Origin of the sequence: Pseudomonas sp. S11P7 (assembly GCF_023195435.1) — a bacterium.
In the GTDB taxonomy this organism is placed as follows: Bacteria; Pseudomonadota; Gammaproteobacteria; order Pseudomonadales; family Pseudomonadaceae; genus Aquipseudomonas; species Aquipseudomonas fluorescens_G.
This window is the reverse complement of record NZ_JALPKS020000002.1, coordinates 4,417,129-4,436,984: the sequence shown is the minus strand read 5'-3', so window position 1 is coordinate 4,436,984 and position 19,856 is coordinate 4,417,129. Positions and strand designations below refer to the sequence as shown.

The 19,856-nt window shown below is 62.3% G+C and carries 18 protein-coding genes; 7 read left to right on the top strand and 11 right to left on the bottom strand.

Going from position 1 to position 19,856, the window contains the following annotated elements:
• Window positions 1-87: 87 nt before the first annotated feature.
• The 8 genes from M0746_RS29240 to M0746_RS20515 form a co-directional block, all read right to left on the bottom strand.
• Window positions 88-1,881, bottom strand: a complete 1,794-nt coding sequence (locus M0746_RS29240; RefSeq protein ID WP_342454991.1) for a hypothetical protein — start codon at window positions 1,879-1,881, stop codon at window positions 88-90.
• 124 nt (window positions 1,882-2,005) lie between these two features.
• On the bottom strand, window positions 2,006-3,721 hold the full coding sequence (nagE, locus tag M0746_RS20545; RefSeq protein ID WP_258450418.1) for an N-acetylglucosamine-specific PTS transporter subunit IIBC: 1,716 nt from the start codon (window positions 3,719-3,721) through the stop codon (window positions 2,006-2,008).
• Window positions 3,722-3,755: 34 nt separating this feature from the next.
• A complete protein-coding gene (gene ptsP, locus M0746_RS20540; RefSeq protein WP_258450417.1) occupies window positions 3,756-6,269 on the bottom strand; it encodes a phosphoenolpyruvate--protein phosphotransferase in 2,514 nt (837 codons plus the stop codon).
• 33 nt (window positions 6,270-6,302) lie between these two features.
• Entirely contained in the window at window positions 6,303-7,325 is a 1,023-nt protein-coding gene (locus M0746_RS20535) for an SIS domain-containing protein (protein WP_258450416.1), read from the bottom strand.
• On the bottom strand, window positions 7,306-8,412 hold the full coding sequence (gene nagA / locus M0746_RS20530; protein ID WP_258450415.1) for an N-acetylglucosamine-6-phosphate deacetylase: 1,107 nt from the start codon (window positions 8,410-8,412) through the stop codon (window positions 7,306-7,308). The genes M0746_RS20535 and nagA overlap by 20 nt, the downstream gene beginning before the upstream one ends.
• A gap of 27 nt (window positions 8,413-8,439) precedes the next feature.
• Window positions 8,440-9,171, bottom strand: coding sequence for a GntR family transcriptional regulator (locus M0746_RS20525; protein WP_208938617.1), 732 nt, complete (start codon window positions 9,169-9,171; stop codon window positions 8,440-8,442).
• Window positions 9,172-9,455: 284 nt separating this feature from the next.
• On the bottom strand, window positions 9,456-9,971 hold the full coding sequence (locus M0746_RS20520; protein ID WP_258450414.1) for a L,D-transpeptidase family protein: 516 nt from the start codon (window positions 9,969-9,971) through the stop codon (window positions 9,456-9,458).
• A gap of 100 nt (window positions 9,972-10,071) precedes the next feature.
• Complete coding sequence (locus tag M0746_RS20515) at window positions 10,072-10,623, bottom strand: NUDIX hydrolase (RefSeq protein WP_258450413.1); 552 nt, start codon at window positions 10,621-10,623, stop codon at window positions 10,072-10,074.
• Between the two features lie 147 nt (window positions 10,624-10,770).
• On the opposite strand from M0746_RS20515, the gene M0746_RS20510 reads away from it, so the two are divergent.
• The 5 genes from M0746_RS20510 to purT all read left to right on the top strand — a co-directional run bounded on the left by M0746_RS20510 (window position 10,771) and on the right by purT (window position 14,057).
• Complete coding sequence (locus M0746_RS20510) at window positions 10,771-11,370, top strand: CoA pyrophosphatase (protein WP_258450412.1); 600 nt, start codon at window positions 10,771-10,773, stop codon at window positions 11,368-11,370.
• 45 nt (window positions 11,371-11,415) lie between these two features.
• A complete protein-coding gene (locus M0746_RS20505; RefSeq protein ID WP_258450411.1) occupies window positions 11,416-11,940 on the top strand; it encodes a gamma carbonic anhydrase family protein in 525 nt (174 codons plus the stop codon).
• On the top strand, window positions 11,937-12,152 hold the full coding sequence (locus M0746_RS20500) for a DUF1289 domain-containing protein (protein WP_258450410.1): 216 nt from the start codon (window positions 11,937-11,939) through the stop codon (window positions 12,150-12,152). Before M0746_RS20505 ends, M0746_RS20500 begins: the two co-directional genes overlap by 4 nt.
• Before the next feature lie 155 nt (window positions 12,153-12,307).
• On the top strand, window positions 12,308-12,775 hold the full coding sequence (locus tag M0746_RS20495) for a VUT family protein (protein ID WP_016986366.1): 468 nt from the start codon (window positions 12,308-12,310) through the stop codon (window positions 12,773-12,775).
• 100 nt (window positions 12,776-12,875) lie between these two features.
• Entirely contained in the window at window positions 12,876-14,057 is a 1,182-nt protein-coding gene (gene purT / locus M0746_RS20490) for a formate-dependent phosphoribosylglycinamide formyltransferase (protein WP_258450409.1), read from the top strand.
• 93 nt (window positions 14,058-14,150) lie between these two features.
• Here the strand turns inward: purT and M0746_RS20485 are convergent, their stop codons facing one another.
• The 3 genes from M0746_RS20485 to M0746_RS20475 all read right to left on the bottom strand — a co-directional run bounded on the left by M0746_RS20485 (window position 14,151) and on the right by M0746_RS20475 (window position 17,756).
• A complete protein-coding gene (locus M0746_RS20485) occupies window positions 14,151-15,467 on the bottom strand; it encodes an MFS transporter (RefSeq protein ID WP_258450408.1) in 1,317 nt (438 codons plus the stop codon).
• A gap of 223 nt (window positions 15,468-15,690) precedes the next feature.
• Complete coding sequence (locus tag M0746_RS20480) at window positions 15,691-16,932, bottom strand: transporter associated domain-containing protein (RefSeq protein WP_258450407.1); 1,242 nt, start codon at window positions 16,930-16,932, stop codon at window positions 15,691-15,693.
• 11 nt (window positions 16,933-16,943) lie between these two features.
• Window positions 16,944-17,756, bottom strand: coding sequence for a cytochrome C assembly family protein (locus M0746_RS20475; RefSeq protein ID WP_258450406.1), 813 nt, complete (start codon window positions 17,754-17,756; stop codon window positions 16,944-16,946).
• Between the two features lie 210 nt (window positions 17,757-17,966).
• On the opposite strand from M0746_RS20475, the gene ffh reads away from it, so the two are divergent.
• Together ffh and rpsP are read left to right on the top strand one after the other, a co-directional pair.
• A complete protein-coding gene (gene ffh / locus M0746_RS20470; protein WP_090281918.1) occupies window positions 17,967-19,343 on the top strand; it encodes a signal recognition particle protein in 1,377 nt (458 codons plus the stop codon).
• Between the two features lie 261 nt (window positions 19,344-19,604).
• On the top strand, window positions 19,605-19,856 hold the full coding sequence (gene rpsP, locus M0746_RS20465; protein WP_003198088.1) for a 30S ribosomal protein S16: 252 nt from the start codon (window positions 19,605-19,607) through the stop codon (window positions 19,854-19,856).

The following is a 19,856-nucleotide window of genomic DNA, read 5'->3' as shown; positions in this document are numbered from 1 at the left end:
TCTGGTGTTCCATCGCCTCAGGCTTGAAGCTCAGGCCGGCCAGCACTTTGCGTAACGTCGCACGAAAGCGCATCGGGGCGCGGCTGATCAGGTAACCGGCCATGCTGTCGGCAACGTCGCTGTGCTTCGCCCAGCCCAGCAGATGGGTCTGGCATTCGCGCTCGCTGGCGAAGGCCTGAAACTGCTGCTCGCGGGGGCTTGTGGCGTGCACAGCAAGATACGCTGAATGGCGCCGTCGGCGTCACTCTGGCGCAGTACCCATAAATCCTGCAGTTGTGCGCCATGCAGCGACAGGGTGGCGGCGCGCAGGTGCGGATCGCCGCCGCTGCGCAAGCGCTGGATCAATGGCAAATCGGTTTCGAGCAGGTGCCCTTGCAGCACGGCCGTATGGGCGAGGGCGACGACTCTCTGGTCAAGCATGCGCTCAATGGCGGGTTTGATGGCGGCACCGGCATGCATCTGGTTTTGCAAGCGATGGAAGTCAACGCGAGGCTCCAGGCTTAGCGCCTGTTTGACCAGCCATGCCGGTGTCAGGTCAGCATAACTTTCCGGCAAGGGGGCGCCGTCGTAGGTGAGGGTGGTGTAGCTCAGGAACTCCGAACCCGGCAATTCATCGCCGGTGTGCGGGCCGCGCAAGGACAGATCGAGCAGCGTGTATTGATGTATGTAAACGCCGTAGCCCGGTACTCGGCGATCAGTGCTGATTTGCAGCTTTTCCGGTTCCAGATCGTCGATTTCCAGATCATCGCTCAAGCGTTCCAGCCACTGCTGGCGAGCCAGTGCCGTCAGACTGCCCACCGGCTGCATCAGGTCGAGCCAATGTTGCCGCGCCTGTTGGTAGTTGCTCAGGTGCTGCGCCAGTTCGAGCTGTTTTGCGCTGCTGGCGTTACGGTACCAATCCGGTGCGCTGTAGCGCAGGTGGCGTTCGAACAGGGTCTGTGCGCGTAACTCCAGGCGCGGCGTCAGATCCGGCAGGGCAGCGGCGATTGCGGTTTCGAGCGCCGTGCGCAACAGCGTGGCGTCCTGCTGCGGGTTGTCGGCGAGGCTCAACGCACGCTCGATATCCTGCGTGCGTCTTTCGATGAGCGCGTCGTAAATGTGTTCGAACAAGGGTCGGCTGTCGATTGGCGCCAGCTGCAGCGGCCAGATTCCTGCGGCGCCGACCTGGTGATAGCGCGTCGGCAGCAATTGCATGAACTCGGCGCGGCTGCTGCGCGAATTCAGCGACTCACGCAGGTGGGCATCGAGATCAGCCAGGGAATTGAAAAACTCCAGACCGCGAGCCGGGGTGAACAGTACGGCGTAGCCGACGCTCTGGTCTGTCAGCAGATCGGTGATGCGCGGGCTGTCCTTTTGTGTAACGACAAAGGCGCCGGCCAATTCGACCGTGGTGCTCTGATAACTGAACTGCAGTGCATAAATGGCAGGCCGCAGCATCGGTCCCAGATCGAGTTTGTTCAGCAGTTCGCCGGCTTGCGGGTGGAGCAGGCGATCACTGACGGCTTGCCGCGCTTCGTGGCCGATGGCGGTGAATCCGGCATCGTACTTCAGGAAGGTTTTCGCCGGTTTGTCGTCGATCTGGTCGCGCAGGTCCATGTTGATCAGTTGGGTGCTGAGTCTGGTCTTCAGCGTCGCGATGAGCTGCTTGCCTGCGGCGCTTTGCAGGTCGCTGGTTTCCAGCGCCTGGTACAGCGCACGGCTGCGTCGCAGGTAGCCGGTGCGATAGGTTTTCAGCTGCTCGTTGAGGTTTTGCAGGTAGGCCTGTTCGGTGCTCGGTTGGTTTTCCGGCAGCAACGGGTCGGGTGTCTGGAACAGGTACTCGCCGATCTGGTTGAGATCGCTTTTGATCTCTTCGGCGGTGGGGGCTTTGGGCGTGCTCATGGGCACTTTCTCCAGGCTGGGATGAGGGCCCAGCATGGCGAGGGGAGCGTTTTCCAAGGTGGTATCTATGTATGTCGTTGTTGTCAGGCCTGCTCGCGAGCGCGCCTGACAACAACCTGGTGGCTCAGACCTGCGTAGTGACCGGCGCGCGACTGACCAAGCCCTTCATCGCCGCACTCAGACTCGTGGCCTTATCCCCCACCAGCAAATGCCAGACTCCGCCCTGCAACTGGCTGACACCCTGGCACCCCAGCGCTTTGAGCTGCGCCTCGGACAGCGCCTCGCCATCGGCCAGTTGCAGGCGAATCCGGGTCAGGGCGATGCAATCGAGTTGCTGAATATTGTCGCTACCGCCTAACGCCTTCAGCCATTGCTGCGCTTCGGCACTGGCAACCGTCAGGGTTTTCGGCTCATCGACAACCGCCGTCGGCGAGGTGACCGGAGCACGGCCCAAGGTCGGCAAGGCCAGGCGAATCTCATCGGCAATGCTGTCCGCCAGCGGCCCGACCACCACCTGCAAACTGCCGCCCTTGCCGGGGCGAACCACCGCCATCGCGCCGAGTGCTTTCAACTCGCTATCCAGCGCCTTGTTGCGGTCGACCATCTCCAACCGCAACCGTGTCGTGCAAGCACCCACCGTCAGCAGGTTCTCGGCGCCGCCCAAAGCTTTGATATAGGCACTGGCGCGCTCGTTCTCGGTGAGTACGGCTTTCTCTGCGACCGCCACATCTTCGCGTCCTGGTGTTTTCAGGTTGAAGCGCCGGATGCAGAAATCGAACACGCAGTAATAGATCACGGCATAGGCAAGGCCTACCGGAATCACCAGCCAGCCATTGGTCGAACGACCCCAGCCGAGAATCATGTCGATGAAGCCGCCGGAGAAGGTGAAGCCGAGCTGGATGTTCAGGCCATTGGTGATCGCCATCGACAAACCGGTGAGCAACGCATGCAGCAAATACAGCAGCGGCGCGAGGAACATGAAAGCGAATTCGATCGGCTCGGTTACCCCGGTCAAAAACGAGGTCAGGGCCATCGACAGGAAAATCCCGCCCATGACCTTGCGCCGCTCCGGCAGGGCGTTGCGGTACATCGCCAGACACGCCGCCGGCAAGCCGAAGATCATCATCGGGAACATCCCGGTCATGAACTGGCCACCCTTCGGATCGCCGGCGAAATAGCGCGACAGATCGCCCGTCACCAGTGCGCCGGTGCTCGGATCGGTGAAGTTGCCGAACACGAACCACGCCATGTTGTTGAGGATGTGGTGGAGGCCGGTAACGATCAGCAGGCGGTTGAACACGCCGAACACGAACGCGCCGATACTGCCGCTTTCCATCATCAGCGCGCCGAACGCGTTGATGCCGTGCTGGATCGGCGGCCAGATGTAGCCGAACAGCACGCCCAGCCCGACCGCGGCGAAACCGGTGACGATCGGCACGAACCGCCGCCCACCGAAGAACGCCAGATACTCCGGCAGCTTGATGTCCTTGAAACGGTTGTACAGCGCACCGGCCATCAGGCCGCTGACGATCCCGGCGAGCATGCCCATGTTGATGGTCGAGTCGAGCACCTTCAGCGTCGAGATCATCACCAGATAACCGATCACCCCGGCGAGGCCCGCCGTGCCGTTATTGTCCCTGGCGAAACCGACCGCGATGCCGATGGCAAAGATCATCGCCAGGTTGGCGAAGATCACCTGCCCGGCGTCATGAATGATGGCGATGTTCAACAGATCGGTATCGCCCAGGCGCAGCAACAGGCCGGCGATCGGCAGGATCGCGATCGGCAGCATCAGCGCGCGGCCGAGGCGTTGCAGGCCTTCGATGAAAAGTTGGTACATGGTGGTTCTCCTGCTCTTTAGCGAGAGCTTGTTGTTAGGGCAGCGGCCAATGTTGCTGACAGGCGTGACGCACGGCGGCGGCGCTGCCGAGCTTGAGCAGGTCTTGGCTCAGACGCTGGCATTCGGCCTCGTGCAGCTGACGGACACGGTCCTTGATTTCACCGATCTGCACCGGGCTGACCGACAGTTCGCTCACGCCGAGGCCGATCAGCACCGGCGTCGCCAGCGGGTCGGACGCGAGGGCGCCGCAGACGCCGACCCAGCGTTTGTGCACCGCCGCACCGGCGCAGGTCATGGCGATCAGCCGCAGCAACGCGGGGTGCAGGGCGTCGACACGCGCCGCCAGACCGGCATGGTCGCGATCCATGGCCAACGTGTATTGCGACAGGTCGTTGGTGCCGATCGAGAGAAAGTCCGCGTGCTCGGCCAGTTGTTCGGCTTGCAGCGCGGCCGCGGGTACTTCGATCATCACGCCGATTTCCGGGCGCTCACTGATGTTCAGTTCCACACACAACGCTTCGACCTGCTGGCGAATCTGCAACAACTCGTCCACTTCGGTGACCATCGGCAACAGGATCCGGCAGCGGCGCAACGGCTTGACCTGCAACAGCGCGCGCAATTGCTGATCAAGAATTTCCGGGCGCGCCTGCGCCAGACGAATGCCGCGCAAACCAAGCACCGGGTTGGCTTCGGCGGGCAGCGGCAAATAGTCGAGTTGTTTGTCGCCGCCGACGTCGATGGTGCGAATGATCACCGACTTGTTGCCCATCGCATCGAGCACCGCTTGATAAGCGGCGCGCTGCTCTTCGATATCCGGCGCAGTCTGGCGATCGACGAACAGAAACTCGGTGCGTAGCAGACCGACACCATCGGCGCCGTTGGCGAAGGCGTCTGCGGCTTCGCTGCCAGAGGCGACGTTAGCGACGACTTCGATGGCCACGCCATTGCGCGTTTCGGCGGGCAAGTGAGCCTTGGCCTGTTGCGCGTCGCGACGCTGCTGGCGCTCGATTTGCGCTTGTTGCACATCGGCCAGGCGCTCAGCGGTCGGCGTCAGTTCGAGGCGGCCGCCATCGGCATCCAGCACCACCGCCTGGTCTTGCGCCTGATCGAGCAAGGCCGAACCCAGCGCCACCAGGCACGGCAAGCCTTTGCCGCGAGCCAAAATCGCCACATGCGAGGTCGCGCCGCCCTCGGCCATGCACAAGCCAGCGACACCTTGCGCGCTGAGTTGCAGCAGATCCGACGGGGTCAGTTCATGCGCCGCGACAATCGCACCGGCCGGCACATCGTAGTGCCAGGTCTCGCCAAGCAAGGCCCGCAGCACACGCTGCTTGAGGTCGCGTAAATCATTGGCGCGCTCGGCCAGCAGCGCGCTGCCGATGCTCTGAAGCATGTCGCACTGCGCGTCGATCGACTGACTCCAGGCGTGAGTCGCCGCGCTGCCTTGCGTGATCAATTGCTTTGCGGCATCGAGCAGCGCCGGATCTTCGAGCAAAGCCATGTGCGCGGCGAAGATGGCTTCTTCGTCGGCGTTCTTGTGCTTCGTCGCTTGGGCGAGGGTGGCGGCGATGTCGCTGCGCACCGTATTCAGTGCCGCATCGAGAATCTGTTGTTGCTGCACCGGATCGTGGTTGCCCGCATCCGCCGGCAAGCTGATCGCGCTCAAGCGAAACAACGGCCCGGCGACCAGCCCCGGCGCCGCACAGACGCCGTGCAACACACCCGCTTCGGCCGGGCGTTTCAGCGGCGCAGTACTGACGGGCGCTTTAGCGTGATGATCATCCGGCAGTGCGGTGGCCAATGCGCTGAGCAAGGCTTGCAGCGCCGCCTCGGCATCCGCGCCCTGACAGCTGACCTGCACCTCATCCTGCTCGCCAATCGCCAGGCCCATTAGGCCGATCAGGCTGTTGCACGGTGCCGACTTACCGCCGAAGTGCAGTTGCGACTGACTGTTGAAACCCTGCGCAGTCTGGCGGATCAGCGCCGCCGGACGCGCATGCAAGCCACCGCGATGGGCCACGCGCACCTGCCCGCGAACCTCGGGGCCAGCGCTGGCTTCAACATTCGCCACCGAACCATTGCGCGCGACGATGTGCAGCAATGGTTCGCCGACCTTCACCGCTTTGAGCGTGATCGGCCGCACCTGAAAGTCGTGGCTGTTGGTCAGGATCAACAGGCTGACCAGGCTTTTGCAGTGCTGGCCGACCTGGTCCTGGTCGTAGCGCAACAACGGCTGGCCGAGGCTGACCCGCTGATCTTCGCTGACCAGCATCGAGAAACCGGCGCCGTTCAACTCAACGGTATCGAGGCCAAGATGCAGAAGGATTTCTGCGCCATTGTCAGCGCGCACGGTGACAGCGTGAGCGGTGCGCGCGACGTGAATGATCACCCCGGCGCACGGCGAGTACAGCGTGTCGTTGAGCGGGTCGATGGCGATGCCGTCGCCCATCGCGCCGCTGGCGAACACGGCGTCCGGGACTTTGCCGAGCGTCAGCACCGGGCCGCTGAGCGGGGCGCTGAGGGTCAGCTCTTTATTGTTGTTGTGCATGGCTCGGTCTCATCAGGTGTGCAGTCGGGGCACTCAGTGGGTGCGGGTCACTTTGCTCAGGTGGCGCGGCTGATCCGGGTCCATGCCCCGGGCTACAGCAAGGCCTGCGGCCATGACGTAGAAGCTCTGGATCGCCAGAATCGGGTCGAGGGCCGGGTGTTCGGCGCGGCTCAGGGTCAGGTCACGCTCGGCCACGTCATCAGGGGCAGCCAGCAACACGCGGGCGCCGCGCTGACGCATTTCCGCCGCGAGGCTCAACAGCCCGGCCTGTTCCGCCCCACGCGGGGCGAATACCAGCAGCGGATAATGCTCATCGATCAGCGCCATCGGACCATGACGGACTTCGGCGCTGCTGAAGGCTTCAGCCTGGATCGCCGAGGTTTCCTTGAATTTCAGCGCCGCTTCCTGAGCGATGGCGAAGCCGGCGCCACGGCCGATCACCATCAACCGCTGGCAATCGCGCAGCGCGTCGATGGCGGCGCTCCAGTCCTGGGTCGCGGCTTCGCGCAGCCCATCCGGCAGGGCGTTGTGTGCCTGCAACAGTTCGTCATCCTCTTTCCAGTGCGCGATCAGACGGGCGCTGGCGCTGAGGGTGGCGATGAAGCTTTTGGTCGCGGCGACGCTGCTTTCCGTTCCGGCGAGCAGCGGCACGCTGAATTCACACGCCGCTTCCAGCGGTGAATCGGCGGCGTTGACCATCGACACGCTCAGCGCGCCACGCTTGCGCAACAGGCGCAGGCTGTTGACCAGATCCGGGCTTTGTCCTGATTGGGAGAAGGCGAACGCGACCTGACCGCTGACCTTCAATGGCGCTTGCTGCATGGTTACCACCGACATCGGCAACGACGCCACCGGCACGCCCAGTTGCTGCATGGTCAGGTAGGCAAAATAGCTCGCCGCATGGTCGGAGCTGCCCCGGGCCACGGTCATTGCCACTTGCGGCGGCTGACGGCGCAGACGCCCGGCGATCTCGATCAGTTGCGGGTCGAGCTGTTGCAACTGGGCGTGCACGGCCTCGAACGAGGACAGCGCCTCCTCAAGCATTTTTGAAGTCAATGTCTTCTCCTTCGACCATGACGGCGGTCAGTGTGAGTGAGCGATCGAGCCGCACGCAGTCGGCCCAGGCGCCGGGGGCGAGGCGCCCGCGTTCGTTGAGGCCGAGGTAATCGGCGGGGAATTGCGACAGACGCTGCGAAGCCTCGGCAATCGGCAGGCCGATCTTCACCAGATTGCGCAGGGCCTGATCCATGGTCAGCGTGCTTCCGGCCAGGGTGCCGTCGGGCAGGCGCACGCCGCCCAGGCATTTGGTCACGGTGTGGCTGCCGAGCTTGTATTCGCCGTCGGGCATACCGGCGGCGGCGGTCGAATCGGTGACGCAGTACAGGCACGGGATCGAGCGCAACGCCACGCGGATCGCACCGGGATGCACATGCAGCAGATCCGGGATCAGCTCGGCGTATTGCGCGTGGGCCAGCGCCGCGCCGACGATCCCCGGCTCGCGGTGATGCAACGGGCTCATGGCGTTGTACAAATGGGTGAAGCTGGTGGCGCCGGCGTTCAACGCGGCAACGCCTTCTTCATAGCTGCCGAGGGTGTGGCCGATCTGCATGCGGATGCCGCGGCTACTCAGCTCACGGATCAACTCGTCGTGGCCGGCGATTTCCGGCGCGATGGTGATCACCCGGATCGGCGCCAGGGCCAGATATTCTTCGACCTCGGCCATCAACGCGGTGTGGGCGAAGTTCGGTTGCGCGCCGAGTTTGCCGGGATTGATATAAGGGCCTTCGAGGTGAACGCCGAGGACCCGCGCGGCGCCTTGCGCACGCTGCTCGCAGAAGTCTCCGACCTCTTTGAGGACACTGGCGATCTCGGCACGCGGCGCGGTCATGGTCGTGGCCAGCAGCGACGTGGTGCCGAAACGCACGTGGGTTTTGCTAATGGTCTCGAAAGCGCTGGCGCCTTCCATGATGTCTTTGCCACCGCCGCCGTGGACGTGCAGATCGATGAAGCCTGGCAGCAGGTACGGCAGGTCGTTGTCGGCCGGATCGCAGGGCTCGCCTTCGACCGCCACGACTTTGCCGTGAGCGTGGATCAGCCGGCCGCGAATCCAGCCGTCAGCGGTGAGGATGTTGTCTTCGGACATGATGTTTTCTCGGTTCCGGCGCCGCTTTCAGCGGCGCAGCTCTGCCACAAAGTCGTAGTAGTCGTTGCGGCAATAGGTGTCGGTGACTTCGATTGGCGTGTTGTCTTCCAGATAACCGACCCGGGTCATCAGCAGCATGGCGGTGCCGGGGGCGATGCCGACCAGTGCGGCGAACTCGTCCGAGGCATTGATCGCCTGGATGTGCTGCAAGGCGCGGACGATCGGTTTGCCGATGCCGTCGAGGTATTCGTAGAGCGAATCGCCCACCGCTTGCGGTTTGGGCATGATCGAGGCGGGCAGGGTGCTCATTTCGATGGCCATCACGGTGTCGTCGGCTTTGCGCAGACGCTTCATGCGCGCCACCTTGTCGTTCGGCGACAGGCCGAGGCGGATCAGTTCTTCGTGGGTCGGCAGGGTGATTTCCCGTTCCAGCCACTGTGAGCTGGGGACGAAGCCCTTGAGGCGGAGCATTTCGCTGAAACCGGAAAGACGCGACAGCGGTTGTTCCAGGCGCGGGGTGATGAACGTGCCAGAACCTTGCAGACGACGGATCAGGCCTTGCTCCAGCAGAACTTCCAGCGCCTTGCGTGCGGTCACTCGGGAAATCCCCAGCAACTCGCTGAGATTGCGCTCCGATGGCATCGCCTGTTCGGCTTTCCATTGCCCGGCATGAATGGCCGCTTCCAGATTGCGCGCCAGTTGCAAGTACAGCGGCGTCGGCTGGGCGTCATCGGGGCGGAGGGCGTGGAGATCGTTCATGTAGGGCTTTTCCGGCGCTGGTATAGGATTGTTGTCGCTCGGTAGTCGGGCGAAAACTAATACCACTTGCATACCATGTCAACGCAGTGAAAAAGCGCTATTGCCGTGTGTACGGGGCTTGGAGGGTGGGTGGGTTGGAAGTGGTATTAGTGGTGGGCGCGATAAACAAAAAAATCGCAGCCTGCGTCAGTCCCTGCCGGTAAGAGTGGTATCACCGTGCAGTGGTTGACGCGTGCTGCGATTTTTTTGGTTTATTTTTTCAGGCCGACCAGTGGTCGTGACGATTATGGGCGGATCTCGACCATCGTGCCGTCCGGCACCAGGTTCCAGACTTCGCGCATGTCGACGTTGCGCATGGCGACGCAGCCATCGGTCCAGTCCAGGGTATGGAACAAGTCTTCCGGAGTCTCTTCCGAATCCGGCGTGCCGTGGATCATGATCATGCCGCCGGGCTCGACACCTTCGCGGCGAGCGCGGGCAGCATCGCTGATGTTCGGATAGGAAATGTGCATCGAGAGATTGAATTTGTCGCTGGTCTTGCGCCAGTCGATCCAATAGAAACCTTCCGGCGTACGCTTGTCGCCTTCGATCAGCTTCGGACCTTTTTTCGCGCCTTTGCCCCGGGAAATGCGATAAGTCTTCAGCGGCTTGCCGTCGACAATCAATTGCAACTGGTGGGCCGATTTGAGCACCAGGACTTTTTCGATCAAGGGCGTACTCGATGGCGTCACGGTGGTCACGAATGACGCTTGCGAGACCGTGACGAACGACAGGCAGAACAGGGCAAGCAACCAGCGCATTGAAACAATTCCCCAAAAGTGACGCAGATACAGGTTGAACAGCGGTTGTGGCGCCGTGTGTCCGGCGCTGTGTGGTGTTATCGGCCAGTGCGCGACGAAATCAAGTAAGCACCGGTTGCACCAGCGGCGGAATCGATTCCGAACGCACCGGGTAACTTTCGGCCCGGCGATCCGCGAAGAAGCATTCCAGGGTCCGCCCGACCGTGCGGAAAGCCAGCTCGTCCCAAGGGATGTCGGCTTCATCGAACAGCTGCACTTCGAGGCTTTCGGGGCCAGCGGCAAAATCCAGATCGACCAGTTCGGCGCGGAAGAATACGTGAACCTGACTGATATGCGGCACGTCGATCAGCGTATAGATGCTCAGATTGCGCACCCGGGCGCAGGCTTCTTCGGCGGTTTCGCGCACGGCGGCCTGCTCGATGGTCTCGCCGTTTTCCATGAAACCGGCGGGCAGGGTCCAGTAACCCAGGCGCGGCTCGATCGCACGACGACAGAGCAGCACTTGACGGCCCCAGGTCGGCACGCACCCGGCGACAATATTGGGATTCTGGTAGTGAATGGTCTGACAGCTATCGCAGACATAGCGCAGCCGCGAATCGCCTTCGGGAATGCGCTGGGTGACCGGGTTACCGCAGTGGCTGCAAAATTTCATGCTGAGGTTCCTGAATGCTGCGCCTATCTTGGCGTGCGGCGGTGCCGGTCGGCAAGTTGTCGTTTCGCGACACGTCGGGTTTCGGGGGCTTGGGCGCTCGCATCGATTGGTGCATGATGCCGGGTAAGGTACCGATCGAGAACACTCATGCTGGATGAGCTACTGCACAGGGTCAGCACCCACACACCGCGCACGCTGGAGACCGACGCACGCTTTCCCGAGGCCGCCGTACTGGTGCCGATCACCCGCAGCGACGAGCCGGAACTGGTCCTGACCCTGCGTGCCAGCGGGCTCTCGACCCACGGCGGCGAAGTCGCCTTTCCGGGCGGCCGGCGCGACCCGGAAGACCCGGACCTGATCTTCACCGCACTGCGTGAAGCCGAAGAGGAGATCGGCTTGCCACCGGGGCTGGTGGAAGTCATTGGCCCGCTCAGCCCGCTGATCTCCCTGCATGGCATCAAGGTCACGCCGTACGTCGGAGTGATTCCCGATTTCGTCGAATACCAGCCCAACGACGCCGAAATCGCTGCGGTGTTCAGCGTGCCGCTGGAGTTTTTCCGCAAGGATCCGCGCGAGCACACCCATCGCATCGACTATCAGGGGCGCAGCTGGTACGTGCCAAGCTACCGCTTCGGCGAGTACAAGATCTGGGGGCTGACGGCGATGATGATCGTCGAACTGGTCAATCTGCTCTATGACGCGAGGATCAACCTGCACCAGCCGCCGAAAAGCTTCATCAATACCTAGCCATCGTTCGAATGGCCCATCACCGCAAGCCCTGAGGATCACACCATGAAATACCGCCTGGGCGACGCCCGTGTCGAAACCCATCCACAGAGCTGGGTTGCCCCCAATGCCGTGCTGGTGGGCAAGGTTCGACTGGAAGAGGGCGCCAACGTCTGGTTCAACGCCGTGCTGCGCGGTGACAACGAACTGATCCTGATCGGCAAAAACAGCAACGTGCAGGACGGCACGGTGATGCACACCGACATGGGCTACCCGCTGACCATTGGCACTGGCGTAACCATCGGCCACAACGCCATGCTCCACGGCTGCACGGTCGGCGATTACAGCCTGATCGGCATCAACGCGGTGATCCTCAACGGTGCGAAGATCGGCAAGCACTGCATCATCGGCGCCAATTCGCTGATCGGCGAGGGCAAGGAGATTCCCGATGGTTCACTGGTGATGGGCTCACCGGGCAAGGTTGTGCGTGAACTCACCGAGGCGCAAAAGAAGATGCTCGAAGCCAGTGCCGCGCACTATGTGCATAACTCCCAGCGTTATGCCCGCGATCTGGTCGAGCAAGAACAATGACCACCGCTGAACGACCTGTTGCCTCGCCCTGCGTGAATATCTGTGCGCTGGATGAGGCTGATGTTTGCACCGGGTGTCAGCGTACCGTGGAAGAGATTACTCGCTGGAGCCGCATGAACAACGATGAGCGCCGGGTGGTGCTGGGGTTGTGTCATGAACGGGCGAAGGCCAGTGGGCTGGTGTGGATGTTGCCGGCGAAATCAGGCGTCTGAACCAACGCTTTCGCGAGCAGGCTCGCTCCCACCTTGAAAATGCATTCCACTGTGGGAGCGAGCCTGCTCGCGAAGACGTCGGTCCTGTCACCGCGCCTATTGGCGCAATACCAGCGGTCCAGTAACCTGTGCGCCAAATCCACAGGCCGCCACCCATGATTTTTCTCATCGCCTACATCAGCAGCGTCGTGCTGATCAACTTCGCCTTCTCCACCGCACCGCACCTGGACATCATCTGGTCGGCCTGGGGCGGGCTGGTGTTCGTGCTGCGTGACATGGTGCAAACGCGCTTCGGCCACGGTGCGATCGTGGCGATGCTGGCGGCGCTGGTGCTGTCCTACGTCACGTCCGATCCGTCCATTGCGCTGGCCAGCGCTACGGCGTTCGCGGTGTCCGAGTGCATCGACTGGCTGGTGTTCAGCATCACCAAGCGGCCGTTGCGCGACCGCTTATGGATCAGTTCGGCGCTGAGCATACCGCTTGATACCTTCATCTTCTTCGGCATGATCGACCTGCTGACCCCGCCGGTGATCATCACCGCCCTGGCCTCGAAATTCGCCGGGGTTACCGCCGTCTGGCTGATCATGGCCTGGCGCGAGCGCAAACAGGCCGTCGCCGGCTGAAGCCAAACCTGCGGGTTCATGTAAAATGCCGCGCTTTCTCCCCATGGAAAGCGCGGCTGGCGTTGCTTTCCTCGATGATCCGCTGCTTTGAGGACCTGAGATGACCCGTATCGGAACTCCACTGTCGCCAACCGCGACCCGCGTATTGCTGTGTGGCTGTGGTGAGTTGGGCAAAGAGGTGGTGATCGAGCTGCAGCGCCTGGGCGTTGAAGTGATTGCCGTCGACCGTTACGCCAACGCGCCGGCCATGCAGGTTGCGCATCGCAGCCATGTGATCAACATGCTCGACGGCGCCGCCCTGCGTGCCGTGATCGAAGCCGAGAAGCCGCACTTCATCGTGCCGGAAATCGAAGCCATCGCCACCGCCACGCTGGTCGAACTGGAAGCCGAAGGCTTCACCGTGATCCCGACTGCACGTGCGGCGCAGTTGACCATGAACCGCGAAGGCATCCGTCGTCTGGCCGCTGAAGAGCTCGACCTGCCGACCTCGCCGTACCACTTTGCCGACACCTTCGAGGATTACAGCAAAGCCGTTGAAGACCTCGGCTTCCCGTGCGTCGTCAAACCGGTCATGAGTTCGTCCGGCAAAGGCCAGAGCCTGCTGCGCAGCGTCGATGACGTGCAGAAAGCCTGGGACTACGCGCAAGAGGGCGGTCGCGCCGGCAAAGGGCGGGTGATCATCGAAGGTTTCATCGACTTCGACTACGAAATCACCCTGCTGACCGTGCGTCACGTCGGCGGCACCACGTTCTGCGCGCCGGTCGGTCACCGTCAGGAAAAGGGCGATTACCAGGAATCCTGGCAGCCGCAGGCCATGAGCCCGGTAGCCCTGGCTGAATCCGAGCGCGTGGCCAAAGCGGTCACCGAAGCGCTGGGCGGCCGTGGCATTTTCGGTGTCGAGCTGTTCATCAAGGGCGATCAGGTGTGGTTCAGCGAAGTGTCGCCGCGCCCGCATGACACCGGTCTGGTCACACTGATTTCCCAGGACCTCTCGCAGTTCGCCTTGCACGCTCGGGCGATTCTGGGCCTGCCAGTACCGCTGATCCGTCAGTTCGGGCCATCGGCTTCGGCAGTGATTCTGGTTGAAGGGCAATCGACCCAGACTGCCTTCGCCAACCTCGGCGCCGCGCTGAGCGAGCCGGACACGGCGTTGCGTCTGTTCGGCAAACCTGAAGTCAACGGCCAGCGCCGCATGGGCGTGGCGCTGGCGCGGGATGAGTCGATCGAGGCCGCGCGTGCCAAGGCGACCCGTGCTTCTCAGGCTGTCGTAGTCGAGCTCTGACAGCGTCGCGGCATTCGCGAGCAGGCTCGCTCCCACGGTGGAATGCATTCCAATTGTGGGAGCGAGCCTGCTCGCGAAGCTTTTGATCTGCCGTCAGGCAACCCGATTCAGGTCGTTATTCCTCGTTTCCTTCAGGCACAGCACCGCAATCAAACTCAGCACCGCGGCCGCCGACACATACCCGCCGACATAACTCAAACCGCCCATCGCCACCAGCTTCTGCGCAAAGAACGGTGCCGCCGAGGCGCCGACGATCCCGCCCAGGTTGTACGCCGCTGAAGCGCCGGTATAACGCACATGGGTTGGAAACAGCTCCGGCAACAGCGCCCCCATCGGCGCGAATGTAACGCCCATCAGGAACAGTTCGATGCACAGGAACAGCGCCACGCCCCAGGTCGAGCCCTGCGTCAGCAACGGTTCCATCAGAAACCCGGAAAGCACCGCCAGCACGCCGCCGATGATCAGCACCGGTTTACGCCCGTAACGGTCGCTGGCCCAGGCCGACAACGGCGTGGCAGCAGCCATGAACAGCACGGCAAAACACAGCAGGCCGAGGAAGGTCTCGCGGCTGTAGCCCAGCGTAGACACGCCGTAGCTCAGGGAAAACACCGTCGAGATATAGAACAGCGCATAGCACACCACCATCGCCGCTGCGCCCAGAAGCGTCGGCGCCCAGTACTGGCTGAACAGCTCGACCAGCGGCACTTTGACCCGCTCCTGACGAGCAATCGCGTTGGCGAACACCGGCGTTTCATGCAGCTTGAGGCGCACATACAGGCCGACCATCACCAGCGCTGCACTGAGCAGAAACGGAATGCGCCAGCCCCAGCTGCGGAACTGCTCGTCATCGAGGGTCATGGCCAGGGTCAGGAACAGACCGTTGGCGGCGAGAAACCCGATCGAAGGCCCGAGTTGCGGGAACATGCCGAACCAGGCGCGCTTGCCTTTCGGTGCGTTTTCCGTGGCCAGCAACGCGGCTCCGCCCCATTCGCCGCCCAGCCCCAGGCCTTGGCCGAAGCGCAGCACACACAGCAGAATCGGCGCCCATGCGCCGATGCTGTCGTACCCCGGCAACACGCCGATCAAGGTGGTGCAGACGCCCATCAGCAGCAATGAGGCGACCAGCGTCGATTTACGCCCGATGCGGTCACCGAAGTGGCCGAACAGCGCCGAGCCGAGCGGGCGGGCGAGGAAGGCGATGCCGAACGTCAGAAACGCCGAGAGCATCTGTGCGGTGCCGGATGACTGCGGAAAGAACACTGGCCCGATCACCAGCGCGGCGGCGGTGGCGTAAACGTAGAAGTCGTAGAACTCGATGGCGGTGCCGATAAAGCTTGCCGTCGCCACGCGGGTGGCGGAATTGGTCGGCTGGGCAGGCGCGTCGTCGCGCAAAGCGGTTGTGGTGGTCATGCGGTGATCCCTGACAGTCATGAGCTCCGTTGGAGCGAATTATTATGGTCGAACACCCAGGGATGTGGGGTAGGGCGCGAGCGCTGTTTCGAGTAGGAACAGTCGTCGGTTTGCAGCGAAAACAGTCGCGATCCGTGGCGTGCCGGGTAGGCACAGGGATCGACGGCGCTTGGGTAAGCTCGGCGATTATAGGAAGCGGGCTAACGATTGAACAAGAGGCGATCTAGCGTGCCAGTACCAGGGCTGGCACAGAGGCGGTCAGCCAGATCAGCACTTTGCTTACGCGGTTGTCTTCGGTCTCGAGGATTTCCAGCCGGTAACGGCCGATCTTCAGGCAAACCGCGCTTTCCGGAATGGTTTCCAGCGCCTCGGTCACCAGCCCGTTAAGGGTTTTCGGGCCGTCGCTGGGCAGGTGCCAGCCCAGGCATTTGTTCAATTCGCGGATCGACGCCGCACCATCGATCACCATGCGCCCGTCGGCTTGCGGGTGGATGTGCGGATTATCGAGGCTGTGCTCGCTTTCGAATTCGCCGACGATCTCTTCGAGAATGTCTTCCAGCGTAACAATGCCGAGCACTTCGCCGTATTCGTCGACCACCATGCCCAGGCGCCGCTGTTGCTTGTGAAAGTTCAGCAGTTGCAGTTGCAGCGGGGTGCTTTCCGGAACGAAGTAGGGTTCGTAGCTGGCTGCCAGCAAGGCTTCGCGGGTCAGTTCGCCATTGCTCAGCAAGTGGCCGACCTGACGGGTGTTGAGGACCGCTTCGACCTGGTTGATGTCGCTGTGAAACACCGGCAGGCGCGTGCGTTCGTTATTGCGCAGTTGCTCGATGATCGCTTCGATCGGATCGTCGAGATTGATGCCATCGACGTCGCTGCGTGGCACCAGAATATCGTTGACCGTGATGTTGTCCAGGGCGTGGATCCCGGAGACCGGGTGCGCACGAACCGGATGTTCGGCATCGTCGTGGCGGTCGGCCGGCACGTCGTCTTCGCTGTGCTGAACGACCTGGGCCTTGCGCACGAACGGGCTCAACAGCAAACCGCTGATGCGGCTGAACAGCCAGGCAAACGGATAGACAATCTTCAGCGGTACCGCGAGCAGCGTATTGCCAAGCCCCAGCACTGCATCGGGATAACGCTGGGCCACGCTGCGCGGGAAGTAATCGGCGAACACCAACAGGATGGCGCCGACGCCGAGGCATGCTGCCCAAGGGCCGTTCTGCGCACAAAGGAAAATCGCCAGCAAGGTGGCAATCACCACCGCCAGCGCGCGGCACAGGGTGTTGCACAGGATCAGGCTGTCGAGCGGGAAGCTGAGCCTGGCCAGCGGCTTATCGCTGGCGCGCGAGGCGGTGCGCTGCGCGAGCAACTGCTGTTGCGCGATTTCGACGGCGGTAAACAGCCCTGACCACATAATCAGCAGAGCGAATACCGCGAGCATCGGCCCTATGGGCAAACCGTCCATTTATACGCCCGTCAGATGTGCAGAATGTATTCGCGAACCAGTTTGCTGCCGAAATACGCCAACATCAGCAGGCAGAAACCGGCGAGCGTCCAGCGAATCGCCTTATGCCCGCGCCAGCCGAGGCGATTGCGCCCCCACAGCAGCACGCTGAAGACGATCCATGCCAGGCACGCCAGCAGGGTCTTGTGCACCAGATGCTGAGCGAACAGGTTCTCGACGAACAGCCAGCCGGAGATCAGCGACAGCGACAGCAGCGTCCAGCCGGCCCAGAGGAAACCGAACAGCAGACTTTCCATGGTTTGCAGTGGCGGGAAGTTCTTGATCAGCCCGGACGGGTGCTTGTGCTTGAGCTGGTGGTCTTGCACCAGCAGCAGCAAGGCTTGAAACACCGCAATGGTGAACATGCCGTAGGCAAGGATCGACAGCAGGATGTGGGCGAGAATGCCCGGCTCTTCATCGATGATCTGCACCGTGCCGGTCGGCGCGAATTGCGCCAGCAGCACGGTGATCGCACCGAGCGGGAACAGCAGCACCAGCAGGTTCTCCACCGGAATTCTCGAACAGGCCAGCAGGGTCAGCGCGATCACCGCTGCGGCAATCAGGCTGGAGGCGCTGAAGAAATCCAGGCCCAGGCCGATCGGCGTCAACAGGTGTGTGAGCAGGCTGGCGCCGTGGGCGAGCACGGCGAAGACGCCGAGGCTGACCAGCAGGCGCTTGTTCGCCTTGGCGCCAGTGGCCAGACGGGTGCTTTGGTACAGGGTCGCAGCGGCATACAGGAGGGCGGCGGCGAGGGTGGTCAGTAAGCTGGGTGACAAGGGGAGCATAAATCCTGATGGGCGGGCCCGAAAGACGCTGAGTTTGGCATAGAACCGCCGCGACACGAAAGACTCGGCAAGCTGACAGCGAGGTGTGCGCCGGGCGCAGTCTTCGCTATAATCCGCGACCTGCCCACGCCGCAGGCTCGCCGAGCACATGTTGATTCCGGTCTGGGCCGCCATTATCCCGGTCTGTACAGGGCCTGAAAGGATCGCGCAATGTTTGAAAACTTAACCGACCGTCTCTCGCAGACGCTGCGCCATGTCACCGGCAAGGCGAAGCTGACCGAGGACAACATCAAAGACACCCTGCGTGAAGTGCGCATGGCGTTGCTCGAAGCCGACGTCGCGCTGCCAGTGGTCAAGGACTTCGTCAATTCGGTCAAGGAACGCGCCGTCGGCACCGAGGTGTCACGCAGCCTGACGCCGGGCCAGGCGTTCGTGAAGATCGTCCAGGCCGAACTCGAAAGCCTGATGGGCGCCGCCAACGAAGACCTGAACCTGAGCGCCGTGCCGCCAGCGGTCATTCTGATGGCCGGTCTGCAGGGTGCCGGTAAAACCACCACCGCAGGCAAGCTCGCGCGCTTCCTTAAAGAGCGCAAGAAGAAGTCGGTCATGGTCGTCTCGGCGGACGTTTACCGTCCTGCGGCGATCAAGCAGCTGGAAACCCTGGCCAACGACATCGGCGTGACGTTCTTCCCGTCCGACCTGAGCCAGAAGCCGGTCGACATCGCCAGCGCCGCTATTAAAGAAGCCAAACTGAAATTCATCGACGTGGTCATCGTCGATACCGCCGGTCGTCTGCACATCGACGAAGAGATGATGGGCGAGATCAAGGCGCTGCACGCCGCGATCAATCCGGTCGAAACGCTGTTCGTGGTCGATGCCATGACTGGCCAGGACGCGGCCAACACGGCCAAGGCCTTCGGTGATGCGCTGCCGCTGACCGGCGTGATCCTGACCAAGGTCGACGGCGACGCCCGTGGCGGTGCCGCGCTGTCGGTACGTGCCATCACTGGCAAGCCGATCAAGTTCATCGGTATGGGCGAGAAGAGCGAAGCGCTCGATCCGTTCCATCCCGAGCGTATCGCCTCGCGCATTCTCGGCATGGGCGACGTACTCAGCCTGATCGAACAGGCCGAAGCGACCCTCGACAAGGACAAGGCCGACAAACTGGCCAAGAAGCTGAAGAAGGGCAAGGGCTTCGACCTCGAAGACTTCCGCGATCAGCTGCAACAGATGAAGAACATGGGCGGCCTCGGCGGGCTCATGGACAAACTACCGAGCATCGGCGGCGTCAACCTGTCGCAAATGGGCAATGCCCAGAACGCCGCTGAGAAGCAGTTCAAACAGATGGAAGCCATCATCAACTCGATGACCCCGGCCGAGCGCCGCGACCCGGAGCTGATCAGCGGTTCGCGTAAGCGCCGCATCGCCATGGGTTCCGGCACTCAGGTGCAGGACATCGGTCGCTTGATCAAGCAACACAAGCAAATGCAGAAGATGATGAAGAAATTCTCCGCCAAGGGCGGGATGGCGAAAATGATGCGCGGCATGGGCGGAATGTTGCCCGGCGGCGGCATGCCGAAAATGTAAGACAGGACACCAAGACTTCGCCGGTCGTCGCACCGGCGCAGACCCTGCAAGGACGCAGGATCAACAGCAAACCCGCACTCGGCGGGAGCTGACTGGCCGTTTTCATCGACGGCTCTCCATGCAAATCTGCACGGCATGCCACAGGCGCCGGAAAAAGTCATTTGCAAAAGTCCGGATATTCCTTAGAATATGCGGCCTTTCGGGCACCCATGCCCGCTGTGCATTTAGATTTGCAGCACCGACTACAGGAACGATGTTCACATGCTAACAATCCGTCTTGCCCTTGGCGGCTCCAAAAAGCGCCCGTTTTACCACCTGACTGTAACCGACTCGCGTAACCCGCGTGACGGCTCCCACAAAGAACAGGTTGGTTTCTTCAACCCTGTTGCCCGTGGTCAGGAAGTTCGTCTGTCCGTGAACCAAGAGCGCGTAGCCTACTGGCTGAGCGTTGGTGCACAGCCTTCTGAGCGCGTTGCTCAGTTGTTGAAGGAATCTGCCAAGGCTGCGGCCTGA